The 14,901-nt window shown below is 63.4% G+C and carries 13 protein-coding genes; 2 read left to right on the forward strand and 11 right to left on the reverse strand.

Features of this window, described 5'->3' with window-relative positions; all coding sequences use genetic code 11:
• Nucleotides 1-93 precede the first annotated feature (93 nt).
• Nucleotides 94-2,328, forward strand: coding sequence for a glycogen debranching protein GlgX (gene glgX / locus J6497_RS16420; RefSeq protein WP_225705307.1), 2,235 nt, complete (start codon nucleotides 94-96; stop codon nucleotides 2,326-2,328).
• A 41-nt stretch (nucleotides 2,329-2,369) separates the two neighbouring features.
• Here glgX and J6497_RS16425 read toward each other — a convergent pair whose 3' ends face one another.
• From J6497_RS16425 to proB, 10 genes are all read right to left on the reverse strand, one after another.
• Nucleotides 2,370-2,873 carry an RNA pyrophosphohydrolase gene (locus J6497_RS16425; protein ID WP_225705308.1) on the reverse strand — a complete coding sequence of 168 codons (504 nt, stop codon included), beginning with the start codon at nucleotides 2,871-2,873 and terminating at the stop codon, nucleotides 2,370-2,372.
• Nucleotides 2,874-2,875: 2 nt separating this feature from the next.
• Nucleotides 2,876-3,382 carry an RNA pyrophosphohydrolase gene (locus tag J6497_RS16430; RefSeq protein ID WP_225705309.1) on the reverse strand — a complete coding sequence of 169 codons (507 nt, stop codon included), beginning with the start codon at nucleotides 3,380-3,382 and terminating at the stop codon, nucleotides 2,876-2,878.
• Between the two features lie 239 nt (nucleotides 3,383-3,621).
• Complete coding sequence (locus J6497_RS16435; RefSeq protein WP_225705310.1) at nucleotides 3,622-4,815, reverse strand: divergent polysaccharide deacetylase family protein; 1,194 nt, start codon at nucleotides 4,813-4,815, stop codon at nucleotides 3,622-3,624.
• A 151-nt stretch (nucleotides 4,816-4,966) separates the two neighbouring features.
• Nucleotides 4,967-6,331, reverse strand: coding sequence for a S41 family peptidase (locus tag J6497_RS16440; RefSeq protein ID WP_225705311.1), 1,365 nt, complete (start codon nucleotides 6,329-6,331; stop codon nucleotides 4,967-4,969).
• Nucleotides 6,328-7,704 carry a murein hydrolase activator EnvC family protein gene (locus tag J6497_RS16445; protein WP_225705312.1) on the reverse strand — a complete coding sequence of 459 codons (1,377 nt, stop codon included), beginning with the start codon at nucleotides 7,702-7,704 and terminating at the stop codon, nucleotides 6,328-6,330. Before J6497_RS16445 ends, J6497_RS16440 begins: the two co-directional genes overlap by 4 nt.
• 29 nt (nucleotides 7,705-7,733) lie before the next feature.
• Nucleotides 7,734-8,216 carry a 23S rRNA (pseudouridine(1915)-N(3))-methyltransferase RlmH gene (rlmH, locus tag J6497_RS16450; RefSeq protein ID WP_225705313.1) on the reverse strand — a complete coding sequence of 161 codons (483 nt, stop codon included), beginning with the start codon at nucleotides 8,214-8,216 and terminating at the stop codon, nucleotides 7,734-7,736.
• 48 nt (nucleotides 8,217-8,264) lie between these two features.
• Nucleotides 8,265-8,615, reverse strand: coding sequence for a ribosome silencing factor (gene rsfS, locus J6497_RS16455; protein ID WP_225705314.1), 351 nt, complete (start codon nucleotides 8,613-8,615; stop codon nucleotides 8,265-8,267).
• 227 nt (nucleotides 8,616-8,842) lie between these two features.
• Nucleotides 8,843-9,469, reverse strand: coding sequence for a nicotinate-nucleotide adenylyltransferase (locus J6497_RS16460; RefSeq protein ID WP_312010301.1), 627 nt, complete (start codon nucleotides 9,467-9,469; stop codon nucleotides 8,843-8,845).
• A 34-nt stretch (nucleotides 9,470-9,503) separates the two neighbouring features.
• Nucleotides 9,504-10,796: a glutamate-5-semialdehyde dehydrogenase gene (locus tag J6497_RS16465; protein ID WP_225705316.1), complete on the reverse strand. Its 1,293-nt coding sequence runs from the start codon at nucleotides 10,794-10,796 to the stop codon at nucleotides 9,504-9,506.
• Nucleotides 10,797-10,932: 136 nt separating this feature from the next.
• Nucleotides 10,933-12,075 carry a glutamate 5-kinase gene (gene proB / locus J6497_RS16470; RefSeq protein ID WP_225705317.1) on the reverse strand — a complete coding sequence of 381 codons (1,143 nt, stop codon included), beginning with the start codon at nucleotides 12,073-12,075 and terminating at the stop codon, nucleotides 10,933-10,935.
• A 185-nt stretch (nucleotides 12,076-12,260) separates the two neighbouring features.
• Here proB and J6497_RS16475 point away from each other — a divergent pair, with 185 nt between their 5' ends.
• Nucleotides 12,261-13,229 (forward strand): Bug family tripartite tricarboxylate transporter substrate binding protein, encoded by a 969-nt coding sequence (locus J6497_RS16475; RefSeq protein ID WP_225705318.1) that lies wholly within the window; start codon nucleotides 12,261-12,263, stop codon nucleotides 13,227-13,229.
• Between the two features lie 25 nt (nucleotides 13,230-13,254).
• Here the strand turns inward: J6497_RS16475 and J6497_RS16480 are convergent, their stop codons facing one another.
• On the reverse strand, nucleotides 13,255-14,889 hold the full coding sequence (locus tag J6497_RS16480) for an alkaline phosphatase family protein (RefSeq protein WP_225705319.1): 1,635 nt from the start codon (nucleotides 14,887-14,889) through the stop codon (nucleotides 13,255-13,257).
• Between the last annotated feature and the right edge of the window lie 12 nt (nucleotides 14,890-14,901).

Consider the following 14,901-nt stretch of genomic DNA (forward strand, 5'->3'; position numbering starts at 1 on the left):
GCTACGGACAGAGCCGCCGCGGAAGCGCAGCTAGCCACCAGAGGAACGATGGCGACGTAAAAGCGTTCACTTGATCCAAGGGCACGCCATCCGATGGATAGATCAGCGGCCGATCGTGAGCTCGCGCAGGCAGCGCAGTTGCTGCGGCGCTCCGCCGTTCGAGAAGGCAAGCCAGTTCCCTTCGGCGCCACTTGGGACGGCCTTGGCGTCAACTTCGCGCTGTTTTCAGCGCACGCCTCCAAGGTGGAGCTGTGCCTGTTCGATAACGCAGGCGAAACCGAGATCGAGCGGATCGAGCTTCCCGAATATACCGACGAAGTCTGGCATGGCTATCTGCCGACCGCGCGCCCAGGATTGGTTTACGCCTACCGCGTCCATGGTCCCTATGAACCGGATGCCGGCCATCGCTTCAATCCGAACAAGCTGGTGATCGATCCCTACGCCCGACAACTGGTCGGTCAGTTGCAATGGGGCCCCGAGCTGTTCGGTTACAAGATCGGTGATCCCGACAAGGACAAATCCTTTGATGACCGTGACAATGTCCATCTGGTGCAGAAGTGCCGGGTCATCGATCCCGCTTTCACCTGGGGGCGTGACCGCAAGCCCGCGACACCGTGGGAGCGCACCATCATCTACGAGATGCATGTGAAAGGTTTCACCAAGCTGCATCCATTGGTGCCGGAGGCCGACCGCGGCACATTCGCGGGCCTCGCCTGCCCGAACGTGTCAGCGTATTTGCGCTCGCTCGGCGTCACCAGCGCCGAGCTGTTGCCGATTCACGCTTTCGTCGACGACAGCTATCTGGTCGACAAGGGCCTGCACAATTATTGGGGCTACAACTCGGTCGCCTTCTTCGCACCCGATCCGCGCTATCTGCGGACGCCCTGGCCGAACGAGTTCAAGGAGATGGTCAACCAGTTCCATGCCCACGGCATCGAGGTGATCCTCGACGTGGTTTATAACCACACGGCGGAAGGCAACGAACTCGGACCGACGCTGTCGTTTAAGGGCATCGACAACGCGAGCTACTATCGGCTGCTGCCCGATCAGAAGCGCTACTACATCAACGATACCGGCACCGGGAATACCGTCAATCTATCGCACCAGCGCGTGCTGCAGATGGTCGCCGACTCTCTTCGTTACTGGGCAACGGAGATGCGCATCGACGGCTTCCGTTTCGATCTTGCCACCATTCTCGCGCGCGAGCCCTACGGCTTCGATGAGGGCGGCAGCTTCCTTGATGCCTGTCGGCAGGACCCGGTGCTCTCCAATGTCAAGCTGATCGCAGAGCCGTGGGACATCGGCCCCGGCGGCTACCAGGTCGGCCAGTTTGCGCCGGGCTGGGCGGAATGGAACGACAAATTCCGCGATACCGTGCGAAGCTTTTGGAAAGGGGATGCCGGACAGGTCGCCGATTTCGTCAAGCGTATTAGCGGGTCAGGAGACTTGTTCAACAAGCGCGGCCGCAAACCCTGGGCGAGTGTCAACTTCGTCACTGCCCATGACGGCTTCACCCTCAACGATCTCGTCTCGTACAACGACAAGCACAACGAGGCCAATGGCGAGAACAACAAAGACGGTCACTCCAACAATCACTCGTGGAATCACGGCGTCGAAGGTCCAACGCAGGACGCGGAGATTGTCGCGCTGCGCGAACGGCAGAAACGCAATTTCCTGGCCACGATGATCTTGTCGCACGGCACGCCGATGCTGCTCGCCGGTGACGAGTTCGGTCACAGCCAGAAAGGCAACAACAACGCCTATGCGCAGGATAACGAGACCACCTGGCTCGATTGGATGAAGATATCGCCTGAAGGCCGCGCCTTGCGCGAATTCACGCGAAAGCTGATCGCGATGCGCAAGGCGTTTCCAATCCTTTATCGGAGCCGCTTCGTCGTCGGAACACACAATGAGGAGCTTGACGTCAAGGATGTGACCTGGCTCGCCCCGTCGGGCGAGGAAATGGTCACCGAGCAATGGCAGGATGGCAATGTGCGCTGCTTTGGGATGCTGCTCGATGGTCGCGCTCAGGAGACCGGCATCAAGCGTCGCGGATCGGACGCGACCCTGCTGTTGATCTACAACGCCCATTTTGACGTCGTGAACTTTACGCTGCCGAAGGTCCCGCAAGGGCAGCATTGGCAGGGGCTGATCGACACCAACCAGCCGGACGGGCACCTGCCGACCTTTCCGTTCGGCCACGCCTATGCCGTGACCGGACGCTCGATGCTGGCATTCGGTCTCGCGAGCGAAGACAGCGCCATGCGCCGCCTGCGGCATGGCATCGGCAGCATCCTTGATGTCGCCGAGCTCCCGCTATCGGAGTAGCGCAGTTGCTCAGATGAGGCGCGGCGTTCTGCAATCCGTCTTCAGTGCCCTTGCGCAAAGCCGGCGAAGCTGCGGGCGACATGCCGGTACACTTCGCGCCGGAACGGCACGACGAGGTCGGCGACGCGGTCGAGCTGTTCCCAGCGCCAGCCATCGAATTCGGCCGGTTGTCCGTTGCGCAGTGTCAGCGGATCGATCTCCTCGTCGCGCCCGGTGAATCGCAGCGCAAACCACTTCTGCCGCTGTCCGTGGAATTTGCCGAGGCGATGTGGCGGTCCGTCGTAACGCGGAAACTCGTAAATGATCCAGTCGGTCTCGCCGAGATAGTCGGCGGAGACCGCCCCCGTCTCCTCCCAGAGTTCGCGCATGACCGCCTGGCGCGGTTCCTCGCCTGGATCGATGCCGCCCTGCGGCATCTGCCATTCGAGCCCGGGGAGGATGATTTCCGGGCCATCGTCCCTGAAGCGATGGCCGATCAGCACGCGGCCGGACCCGTTGAACAGGGCGATCCCGACATTGGGGCGGTACAGCTTTTGCTCGGGCATTCTTATCGACCCGCGAGCCTGGAAAATTCCCGCACCACGCGCTCGTAGACGGGCCGCTTGAACGGGACGATCAATTCGGGGAGATTCTTCATCGGCTCCCAGCGCCAGTTCGAGAACTCGGCCTTGTGGCCTCCGCCGCCGGGATGCTCGACGTCGATCTCATTGTCCTTGCCGGTGAAACGCACGGCGAACCATTTCTGGCGCTGGCCGCGATAACGGCCTTTCCAGGTGCGCCCCGCGACCGTGCGCGGAATATCGTAAATCAGCCAGTCGTCGACTTCGCCGAGCTTCTCGACCGAACGGACGCTGGTCTCCTCATAGAGCTCGCGCTTGGCGGCTTCCCAAACCTCTTCACCAGGGTCCACGCCCCCTTGCGGCATCTGCCAGACATGGGTGTCGTCGACATGCTCGACGCCGCCGGCGCGGCGTCCGATAAAGACCAGCCCGTCTCGGTTGAGCAGCATCACGCCGACGCAGGTCCGGTAAGGCAGCTCCTCGTAACGCGTCATTCGATCAGGACCCCCAGAGCGTGATCCGGAATAGTGGGATCGGTTCTCCCTCGCGACAAACGCGAAGCGTTTGCGCGGAGATCACGCTCCAATAAAAAGACGAGACCATGACCCGATTCATCCGAGCGGATCATGATCTGGTCCGAAGTCCGAAATCGCGCCATCAGGTCGATGCTCTAAATTCTTGTTTTGATACGTTTTCTTCACGCGAACCGGTGTCCACTTCGCTCGAAAACGCTCTAGCCCGATTTTGATTTCAGCATCGCGGTTGTCAATGGCACAAGCAGGATGCCGCGGGCCTCCAGCGTCCTGGTCCAGGCTGCGATACGCTCGATCGAAATCGGCAGCGCCGAGGCGACGCCGACCGCCAAGCCGCGTTCCTTGGCGAGCGTCTCGAGCTTGACCAGCACACGGTCGATCTCCACCGAAGTCGGAACCGCGTCGATGGTAAAGTCGGCTTTGGCAAACGGCAGCGCCTGACCCGCGGCGAGCGAGGCCGCGGCGCTGCGTGGCGTAGCACCGTCGTCGAAATAGCTGAGGCCGCGCTTGGCCGCTTCCCGCATGATCGGCTGCATCGCTGGGTCGGTCGCCACGAAACGGGCTCCCATGAAATTGGCGATGCCGGCATAGCCCTGGAAGCGGCTGAAGTGCCAATAGAGCCGGTCGAGATTCTGCTCCGTGTTCAGAGTCGTGAGCAGGGTCTGGGGGCCCGGATCATTGTCCGGGTAATCGAACGGCTCCATCGGGACCTGCAGCAGGATTTCGTGGCGCTGCGCCCGTGCCCGTTCGGCCAGCTTTGTCGGATCGGCGCCATAGGGCGTGAAGGCCAGCGTGACCGCTGGCGGCAGTTTCATGATCGCATCGGTCGTCTTGGCGGCGCCGACGCCAAGCCCGCCAATCACGATCGCGACCACGGGCATTTTTGCCGCCTTGGCGCGGTCGGCATCCGCCGCATAGACTGTGAACGGCTTCAAGCCGTCTGCGGCCACCGGGATCATGCCATAGCGCGATTTTTCCAGAAGGCGCTGGTCAATACCGGCCATTGGCCCCGGCGCGGCGTCAGTCTCGGCCTTGTCGGCGGCACCACTGCCAATCACGACGTCATGCCGCGCGCCGCTTGAGCCGTCGATGATGGTGACTGTCCTGCTCTCGCCGGCAGCAGCCTGCTTGGGCGACGATTTGGCCGCAGGCTCGGCGGTATGGCCGGCCGCCGCCGGTTTTTCCTCCGCCACCGGCGTCTTGCGCAAGGTAATATGGGCGATCGGCTCGCCGCCGAGTGGATCGTCGTTGAACAAGGCGACGCCGGCGAAGGTGAGCAGAATCAGCCCAAGCACCACCGCCAGCATGGTCGTGAACGGCACCTGGAACCGGCGCTTCTTGGCCACGGTTTCCTGTCCGAGCGGTGCGCTCAGCTCGTCGGCCGCCTCTGCCATAGATCCCCCGAATCACCCAGCGCCGACGATAGCATGAGCGAGCCGGTTCGGGCGGAGGACGCGCCAGTCAGAGCTGGTGCCTCCCGGGGTACCCGCAAAGCAAAAAGAGCGGCCGACTGGCCGCTCTTTCCGCAAAATCGTTCTCAGCCGATCAGTTCGCGGCCTTGCCCGGCTTGTTGTCGACAGCAGCCTTGTCGCCGCTCGCGGGCGGCGGAGCTGAACTCGCCGTGGACTTGATGCCGTGCAGGAGGTCGTCGGCCAGCTTGAGCGCCTTGTCGTCCTTGGCGTCCGGCGGCACGTAGGACTGCGAGCCAGTCTTTTCGTCACCGTCGGATTTCAGGTGGCCGCGCAGCGACGCCTCACCCTTGGTGTCGGTCCGGGCCTTCAGTTCGTCCGGCACATCCTGCAGCACCTCGATATCAGGCACGATACCCTTGGCCTGGATCGACTTCCCGGACGGCGTGTAGTAGCGCGCCGTGGTCAGCCGCAGCGCGCCATTGCCGCTGCCGAGCGGGATGATGGTCTGGACCGAGCCCTTGCCGAAGGAACGGGTGCCGACCAGCGTCGCCCGCTTGTGGTCCTGCAGCGCGCCAGCGACGATTTCGGAGGCCGAGGCCGAGCCGCCGTTGACCAGCACGATCACCGGCTTGCCCTTGGTCAGGTCGCCCGCATGGGCGGCGCGGCGCTGGGTTTCCTCAGCATTGCGGCCGCGGGTCGAGACGATCTCACCGCGCTCCAGGAAGGAGTCGGAGACCGTCACGGCTTCCTCCAGGAGACCGCCGGGATTGTTGCGGAGATCGATGATGTAGCCCTTGAGCTTGTCGCCGATCTGGCTCGAGAGGTTGGCGATCTCCTTCTTCAGGCCCTCGGTGGTCTGCTCATTGAAAGTAGTGATGCGGATATAGGCGATGTCGTCGGCCTCGACGCGGGCGCGCACCGAGCGGACGCGGATGTTGTCGCGCACCAGCGTGACTTCGATCGGATTGTCCTGGCCCTTGCGGATGATCTTCAGCCGGATCTTGGTGTTCACCGGGCCGCGCATCTTCTCGACGGCCTGGTTGAGGGTCAGACCCTGCACCGCCTCATCGTCGAGCGTGGTGATGATGTCGTTGGCCATGATGCCGGCCTTCGACGCCGGGGTGTCATCGATCGGAGAGACGACCTTGATCAGGCCGTCTTCCATCGTGACCTCGATGCCGAGCCCGCCGAACTCGCCGCGGGTCTGCACCTGCATGTCGCGGAAGCTCTTGGCATCCATGTAGCTCGAGTGCGGATCGAGCCCGGTCAGCATGCCGCTGATCGCGGATTCCACAAGCTTGCTGTCATCGGGCTTCTCGACATAGTCGCTGCGCACGCGCTCGAACACGTCGCCGAACAGATTGAGCTGGCGGTAGGTGTCCGAGGTCGCGGCGCGCGCGCTTGATCCCATCAGCACGGCGCGCGGTTGAGTAACGAACAGCGTCAACGCTGCACCGCATGCGGCGCTGAGGAGAATTACAGAAGTCTTGCGCATCATCCGCGAACCTTTTCGCCTTCATTTGCGGCCCACCATGGGCCTGGATCGATTGGAGTGCCGTCCTTACGGAACTCGACATAGAGCACGGGTTGGCTCGCGCTTGTCGCGAAAATGGATGCAACCTGGGATGTCGACCCCATGGTCGCGACCGGCTCTCCCGTAAGTACAAACTGGCCGATGTTTACCGAAATACGCTCCATCCCGGCGATTAAAACATGATACCCGCCCCCGGCGTTGAGGATCAAGAGTTGACCGTAACTTCGGAAGGGTCCGGCATAGACGACCCAGCCGTCACACGGGGTTGTGACCTGGGCGCCGGGCCTGGCTGCCAAAGAAATGCCTTTTTGCGCGCCGCCAGCACCGTCGGACGCGCCAAAATCACGAATTTTGGTGCCGTTGACTGGGTAGGCGAACAGGCCCTTGGCGGAGGCAAAGGCCACAGCCGGGCTCAGCCGCGCCGGATCCTTCAACGCGCCTAAATTGGGCTTGCCGTTCGGGGCGGCGGGTGTGCCCTGCAGATTGGCGGTGGCGGCCGCCTTTGCCGCGCTCTTGAGATCTTGTTCCATCTTGGCGATCAGGCCCTGCAGGCTGTCGACCTGCTTGGACAGCGCGATGGCGCGCGTGCCTTCCGCTTCCATGTCCCTCTCGATCGCGCTCTGCTGGCGCTGCCGCTCCTCGACCAGCGCAGCCAGCCGGACCTGATCTTCCCGGAGCTTATCGCGGTCGCGCGCCAGCGCGTCGCGCTCGCTGGCGATGGTCTTGCGCAATGCAACCAGCTCGCCGAGGTCGGCGGTCAGCTTTTCCGCGCGCCCCCTCAATTCAGGTACGACCGCGCCGAGCAGCATCGCGGTCCGCAGCGACTGCAGTGCGTCTTCTGGTCGCACCAGCAGCGCGGGCGGCGTGCGCCGGCCGGCACGCTGCAGCGCCGCCAGCACCTCGATGATCTCGGCGCGGCGAGAATCGAGCGAGGTGCGGATCTCCTGCTCGCGGCTGTCGAGCGGCCGCAGCCGCGCCTCCGCATCGGCAATTCGGCCTTCGACCCCGCGCACCTGGCCTGCAATGTCGATGATCTGCTGGTTGAGCTTGCTGCGGTCCTGGCCGATCGCGGCAATGTCGGCCTTCAATTTCTCCTGCAGCTCGGTCGCTTTTCGCTGCTGCTCGCGGGCGGCTTCAAGTTCCTGCTCCCGCTGCCTGATGATATCGGGCGAAGGCGCGGTTGCCGCCGTCTCCTGCGGTTGCGGCGGTGTTTGCGCGATCGCGACTGTGGCAAGGCTCGCCGACAACAATAGGACCGGCAGGGGGAGCGAGGACGCCGGACACCGGCCACGGTGCGCGGTGTCGGGATAACAGGGAAGGTCGCGCGGCGACAGCATCGGATTGCTCAGCGCTTTCTCTTGTCGGTTCACGCGCGGTGATAGGGGTGGCCTGCCAAAATGGTCGCCGCCCGATAAATCTGTTCCAGAAGCATGACTCGGACCATCTGATGCGGCCAAGTCGCCGCGCCGAATGCGACGCGCAGCTTGGCATTGCGCCGCAAATCAGGCGAAAGTCCGTCCGCGCCGCCGATGACGAAAATAGTGTTAGCCACCGATTGGTCCCGCCAGCGCCTGAGATACCCGGCAAATGCCGCGCTGTCGACGTTCTCGCCGCGCTCATCCAGCGCCACGAGCACATGTTTTTCGGGCATCAATGCCGAGATCGCCGCCGCTTCCTCGGCCATCCTCGTTGCGGCGTCGCGTGCGCGGCTTTCCGGAAGTTCATGAATGTCCAGGCCGCGAAAGCCGAGCTTGCGGCCGATATCATCGAAGCGCTCGCGGTAGCGCTCCGCTAGTTCACGCTCCGGGCCTTGCTTCAATCGGCCGACTGCGATGACGAGTAATCGCATTAACGCATGTTAGCATGCGCATCGGCCGATTTGCATCGGCTCAGAGGTCTAGACCGCCGCGACCGGGCTTTGCGTCCACAACCGCTCGAGATTGTAGAACTCGCGCACCTCGGGCCTGAACACGTGCACGATCACATCGCCGGAATCGATCAGCACCCAGTCGCAATTGGGCAAGCCTTCGACATGGATTTTGCTGACGCCGTTTTCCTTCAGCGCTTTCGTGACATTCTCCGCGATCGCACCGACGTGCCGGTTGGCCCGGCCCGAGGTGATGACCATGTAGTCGGAGTATGCTGATTTGCCGCGAAGGTCGATGGTGACCGTTTCTTCCGCCTTCATATCGTCGAGGCGGGAGAGGATCATATTCAGGGTCTTGTCGGCGTCGCCTTGCGCCTTCAAGGCCGCAGTTTGGGTCGATGTTTTACGCGCAGGTTTCGCTGCCTTGTTGGCTACCTTGGGTAAAACAGACTTGGACAATACAGATGTGGCCAGGGACCATTCCTTTCACTGTATCGCGAACGCCGCGAATCTCAGCGTCCGCCTCCTATACTACGCATGTGGGGTTAAAGGTTTCAATATTCCAGTAAGCCCCACTTCGCTTGCCGCATGATCCAGCCGATCATGCGCTAGACCGTCCTCCAGCTTCCATCAGGGTTCCGAAGGCCGGTCGACGACAGATTGGATTTCATGCCGGTGAGAAAGACCCAGGCCGGCGCCGGCTGATCCGCCAGCCGGGGCGCCTGATTCTCGGGCAGACGATAGCGGGCGAGTGCCTGGGCGGCGGGCGCGGCGAGCGCGCGGAAACTTTGTGGCGGACGGTCGATCACGGCGATCGGCACATCGGAGGCGATGCGCCGCCAGTCTTTCCAACGATGGAACTGCGCGAGATTGTCGGCGCCCATGATCCAGACAAAATGCACGCCGGAAACGCGGCGCCGCAAATGGATGATCGTTTCGACAGTGTAGCGCGTGCCGATGACAGCTTCGAGACAGCTCACATCGATACGGGGATCGTCGGCCACTTTCAGTGCGGCTGCGGCGCGCTCCGCGAGCGCATGCAAGCCGTCGTGATTCTTGAGCGGGTTGCCGGGCGTGAGCAGCCACCAGATGCGGTCGAGCTGCAACCGCTTGAGCGCGAACAGGCTAATGGCGCGATGCGCGGCATGTGGCGGGTTGAAAGAGCCGCCGAGCAGGCCGATGCGCATCCCGTTGGTGTAGAACGGAAGCGCCCGCGCGGCGGATGGCGACGCGATCTGGGCTGGCTTCAACGGGATCACAAGGTTGGCTTCACGGCCGCGTCTGTCCGGTGCCGTGGATGCGATATTTGAAGCTCGTCAGCTGCTCGGCGCCGACCGGCCCGCGGGCATGGAATTTGCCGGTGGCTATTCCGATCTCCGCGCCGAAGCCGAACTCGCCGCCGTCGGCGAACTGGGTCGAGGCGTTGTGCAGCACGATCGCGGAGTCGACCTCGTTGAGGAATTTCTTCGCCACCTCGGCATCCTCGGTCACGATCGCATCTGTGTGCCGCGAGCCGTGATGGTGGATATGCGCGATCGCCTCATCGACGCCGCTGACGACGCGGGCCGCGATGATCGCGTCCTCATATTCGGTGTCCCAGTCTTCTCCGGTCGCCGGCTTCACGCGGGCATCGACGTGCTGCACCGCCTCGTCGCCGCGCACCTCGCAGCCGGCGTCGATCAGCATCTCGATGAGCGGCTTCAAGCTGGTGGAAGCGCCGGCGCGGTCGACCAGAAGAGTCTCGGCGGCGCCGCAGACGCCGGGACGCCGCATTTTGGCGTTCAGCACGATCGACTTCGCCATCTCGAGATTGGCGTAGCGGTCGACATAGACGTGGTTGACGCCCTCGAGATGGGCGAACACCGGCACGCGCGCTTCCGCTTCCACCCGCGCGACCAGGCTCTTGCCGCCACGCGGTACGATCACGTCGACGCCGCCGTTCAGGCCGGTGAGCAATAGCCCGACCGCGGCGCGGTCGCGGGTCGGCACCAGCGTGATCGCGGCCTCCGGTAGATCCGCCTCGCGCAGGCCCTGCGTCAGGCAGTCGTGGATCGCGCGGCAGGAACGGAAACTGTCCGAGCCGCCGCGCAGGATCACGGCGTTGCCGGATTTCAAGCACAGCACGCCGGCATCGGCCGCGACATTGGGACGGCTCTCGAAGATCACGGCGATAACGCCGAGCGGCACGCGGACGCGTTCGATGGTCATGCCGTTCGGTCGCTGCCAGCTCTCGGTGACGGCGCCGACCGGATCAGGAATGTTGCGCACGGTGGCGACGCCATCGGCCATCGCATCGATGCGCGCCTGCGTCAGCGTCAAGCGGTCGATGAAGGCCGAGGTGGCGCCGCTCGCACGCGCTTCGGCGACATCCTCGGCATTGGCGGCAAGGATGGTCGGCGCATTCTCGCGGATCGCGCGCTCGATCGCGGCGAGCGCGCGGTTCTTTTGCTCGGGCGGCGCAAGCGCCAGCACGCGCGCAGCCGCGCGCGCCTGCGTCGCGAGTTCATTCATCAGGCTCGGCAGATCGGCGTTGCCGTCGATCGCCTTCAGCGGCGCAGTCATGGAATGTCCCAGCGTTCTGTTAAGGCCATGGTCTAGCACGGAATTCGGGGCCTTGGCGAGGTGAGGAACCAGCATGGCAGGTCGAACCGGGCGGTTTCGCCGGCCGCTGGGAGTCCACAGGAACTCGGCCAATGGCCTATTTGATCGAGATAATCCCGGTCGGGCCCACCACCAGATCATCCCGGTGGATCATCTCCGCCCGGCCGCTGATGCCGAGGATGGCCATCACGTCGGGGGAGGAGCGGCCCTTGATCTTCTCGGCATCGTCAGCGTCGTAGGCGACGAGGCCGCGGCCGATCTCATGGGTGTCGGGACCGCGGACGATTACGGCGTCGCCGCGGGCGAACTGGCCGTCGATCCGGATCACCCCGGCCGGCAACAGGCTCTTTCCGGCGCGTAGGGCGGCCACCGCGCCGGCGTCGATGGTCAGCGTGCCCTTCGGCTCCAGCGAACCCGCAATCCAGCGTTTGCGCGAGGTGATCGGGTTGGCCGGCGTCAGGAACCAGGTGCAGCGCCCCCCGTCCGCGATCGCCTGCAGCGGATGCTCGATCTTGCCGGAAGCGATCAGCATATGCGTGCCGCCGGTGGTCGCGATCTTCGCCGCCTCGATCTTGGTGCGCATGCCGCCGCGCGACAGTTCGGATCCGGCTTCGCCCGCCATCGCCTCGATCTCGGCGGTGATGCTTTCCACGACCGGGATCAGTTTTGCGTCGGGGTTGCTGGCCGGCGGCGCATCATAGAGGCCGTCGATGTCGGACAGCAGGATCAGGAGGTCCGCGCTCGCCATGGTGGCGACGCGGGCGGCGAGGCGGTCGTTGTCGCCATAGCGGATCTCGTTGGTGGCGACCGTGTCGTTCTCGTTGATCACGGGTACCGCGCGCCATTCCAGGAGCTTTGCGATGGTGGACCGCGCATTGAGATAGCGGCGGCGCTCCTCGGTGTCCTGCAGCGTGACCAGGATCTGCCCTGCGCCGATTCCGTGGTCGCCAAGCACTTCCGACCAGATTCGCGCCAGCGCGATCTGGCCTACGGCGGCCGCGCCCTGGCTTTCCTCGAGCTTCAGCGGTCCGCGCGGCAGCTTCAGCCGACTGCGCCCGAGCGCGATCGAACCGGAGGAAACGATCAGGACCTCGCGGCCTTCCCTGTGCAGCTTGGCGATATCGGCGGCGAGCGCAGACAGCCACGACGCCTTGACCTCGCCCGCCTCGGAATCGATCAGGAGCGATGAGCCGACCTTGACGACGATGCGACGGAAATTGCTCAGTTCGGGACGGGCCATGGGCGCGCAGCATTAGGTCTGTAAAGGGAGACGGCGGTTCGTTATCCGGCGCCGATGCGATCTGCTTTTGCAGCAGGACGGTGGCCGGCGCAAGGCAGGTTCAGTCGGAATCAGCACCAGTGCCGGCCTTGTAACGATGTCGCTGCGTCGCTTTAATGGGCGATCAGAAGGATGGGGGAAATACAGTGGACCGCCGCAAATTCGTTGCCGGATGCCTCGGGTTGCCTTTGCTGGGAAGCGTTCATGCGGCGAGCGCCGAATCAGGGCCGCTCACCAAGATCATCTTTCCGTTTGCCGCCGGTGCCGGTGGCGATACGCTGTGCAGGCTCGTGGCCCAACAGCTCGGGCCGCTGCTTGATCGCACCATCATCGTCGAGAACCGGACCGGCGGTGACGGTCTGATCGGTATCAAAGCGGTGAAGAACGCAAGTCCCGACGGCACCACCATCCTGGTGACTACCGGTCCCACCATGTACCTGCTGCCGATGGTGGAGACGCAGCCGAGCTTCAACACCGCAAAGGACTTTGTGCCGGTTTCGCTGCTCGCGCGGTTCGAATTCGGTATCGTTGCCGGCCCCGCTGTTGACGCCAAGGATTTTGCGCAACTTGTCGCCTGGTTGAAGGCCAATCCGGGCAAAGCGACATTCGGCGTGCCGAGCAATGGCACGATTCCCCATTTCACCGGCTCGCGGCTCGAGGACGCGCTGAAGATTCCGCTGCAGCGCGTGCCGTACCGCGGCAGCGCGCCCATCATCAACGACCTCGTCGGCGGCCACCTGCCGTTTGGCATCACCACCATTGCGGATGCAATCCCACAACATCGCTCGGGCGGCCTCAGGATTCTCGCGGTGAGCAGCGCGACGCGTTCGCCCTTCCTGCCTGAGGTGCCGACGCTGAAGGAAAACGGCATCGATCTGGTGGCGGACGGCTGGTATGGCATGTGGTTACCCGCAAGCAGTTCGCCTGATTTTGCGAACAAGTTGAGCGCGGCAGCCGCCGCAGCGCTCGCGAGGCCAGAGGTGAAGGAGAAACTGACCGGCATCGGCCTGATCCCGGCGGGCACGACGCCGGAAGGCCTTGCCCAGGAACTCGCCGCCAACACCGAGTTCTGGCAGCCCGTCGTGAAAGCGACGGGCTACAAGATCACGAATTGATCTCAAATGACTTGTCGTCTGACAATCACAGTCTCGCGCGCTGCGCGATCTGCTCGCGGATCACGGCAAGCTCCGCCTCGTCGTAGATGCCGATCAGGATGCCGCCTTTGACCTGGAGCTGATTGTCGGCATATGCCGCAATCTTCTCGCGGCTGGTAGTGATGTGGTCGTTGGGGTGCAGCGCCCAGTCGAACAGCGCAGCCTGCAGTCGCGCGATCACATCGGCGCAGGATGGGTCCTGGCCGCGATCGATGTATTCCGGCGGATCGGTCTTAAGGTCATACAGCATCGGGCGGAAGCCGGAGGCATGGACGTATTTCCAGCGTCCGTCGAACACCATGAACAGGCGGCAGCGCTCGATCGGCTGGTTCAGCTTCAACCGCACGTCTTGCATGGCATAGTCGTATTCGGAGAAGACGACCTTGCGCCAGTCATCGGGCTTTTGACCGCGCAACAGCGGCATCAGGGAGCGGCCCTCGAGGATGTGATCCGGCACTTTGCCGCCGAAAAAATCGACAAAGGTCGGCGCAAGGTCAATCGCCTCGACCAGCGCATCGCAGGTCGTGCCTCTCTGCGCGTCAGCCTCGGGCGAAGGATCGATGATGATCAGCGGGATCTTGGCAGACTGCTCGTGGAATAGATCCTTCTCGCCCATCCAGTGATCACCGAGATAGTCGCCATGGTCGGACGTGAATACGATCAGCGTGCTGTCCAGAAGGCCGCGCGCTGTCAGAAACTTCATCAGCACGCCCATCTGGTCGTCAATCTGCGTGATCAGGCCCATGTAGGCAGGGATCACCTTCTCGCGCGCGTCGTCGCGGGCCATGTTCTTCGAGTAGCGCATATCCATGTAGGCGGCGAACACCGGATGCGGATCTTGCCGCTCGCTGTCCGAACGGATCACCGGCAGCATGTCTGATGTCGCGTACATGCTGGCGTACGGCTCGGGAGCGATATAGGGCCAGTGCGGCTTGATGTAGGAGAGGTGCAGGCACCAGGGGCGACCGTCCGCTTCGGCCTCACCGATGAAGTCCATCGCGCGGCGCGTCATGTAGGGCGTCTCGGAATGCTGCTCCGGGACGCGCGCGGGCTTGTCCGCGTGCACCAGCAGCCAGCCGTTCTGCAGGCTGCCGTCCGTCGCTTCTCCGGAATTCGCCCAGTGTTCCCAGGGGTTTGCAGCCTCGAATCCCTGTTGGCGCAGATATGCATCGTATTTTGGACGTGGGCGCCCGGTCGGATGCAAGCCATCGTCGCGCTCATAAGGCTCAAAGCCGCATTCGGACACATGCACGCCGATGATCGATTCCGGCGGGATGCCGAGCATCTTCATGCCTTCGATGTCCGGCGCCATATGGGTCTTGCCGACCAGCACATTGCGCACGCCGATCTTCTTCAAGTGGTCGCCGAGAGTCGGCTCTCCGACGCGCAAGGGCCAGCCGTTCCAGTGCGAGCCGTGTGAGCGCATGTAGCGGCCGGTGTAGAATGACATCCGCGAAGGTCCGCAGATCGGAGATTGCACATAAGCGTTGGTGAAGCGCACGCCGCGCTTGGCCATGGCATCGATATTGGGAGTCTTCAGGGTCGGATGTCCGGTGCAGCCGAGATAATCATAGCGAAGCTGGTCGCACATGATCCAGAGAACGTTTTTGGTGCGCGCCATGCTCCTGCCCCG

This window comes from Bradyrhizobium cenepequi (assembly GCF_020329485.1).
GTDB lineage: Bacteria > Pseudomonadota > Alphaproteobacteria > Rhizobiales > Xanthobacteraceae > Bradyrhizobium > Bradyrhizobium cenepequi.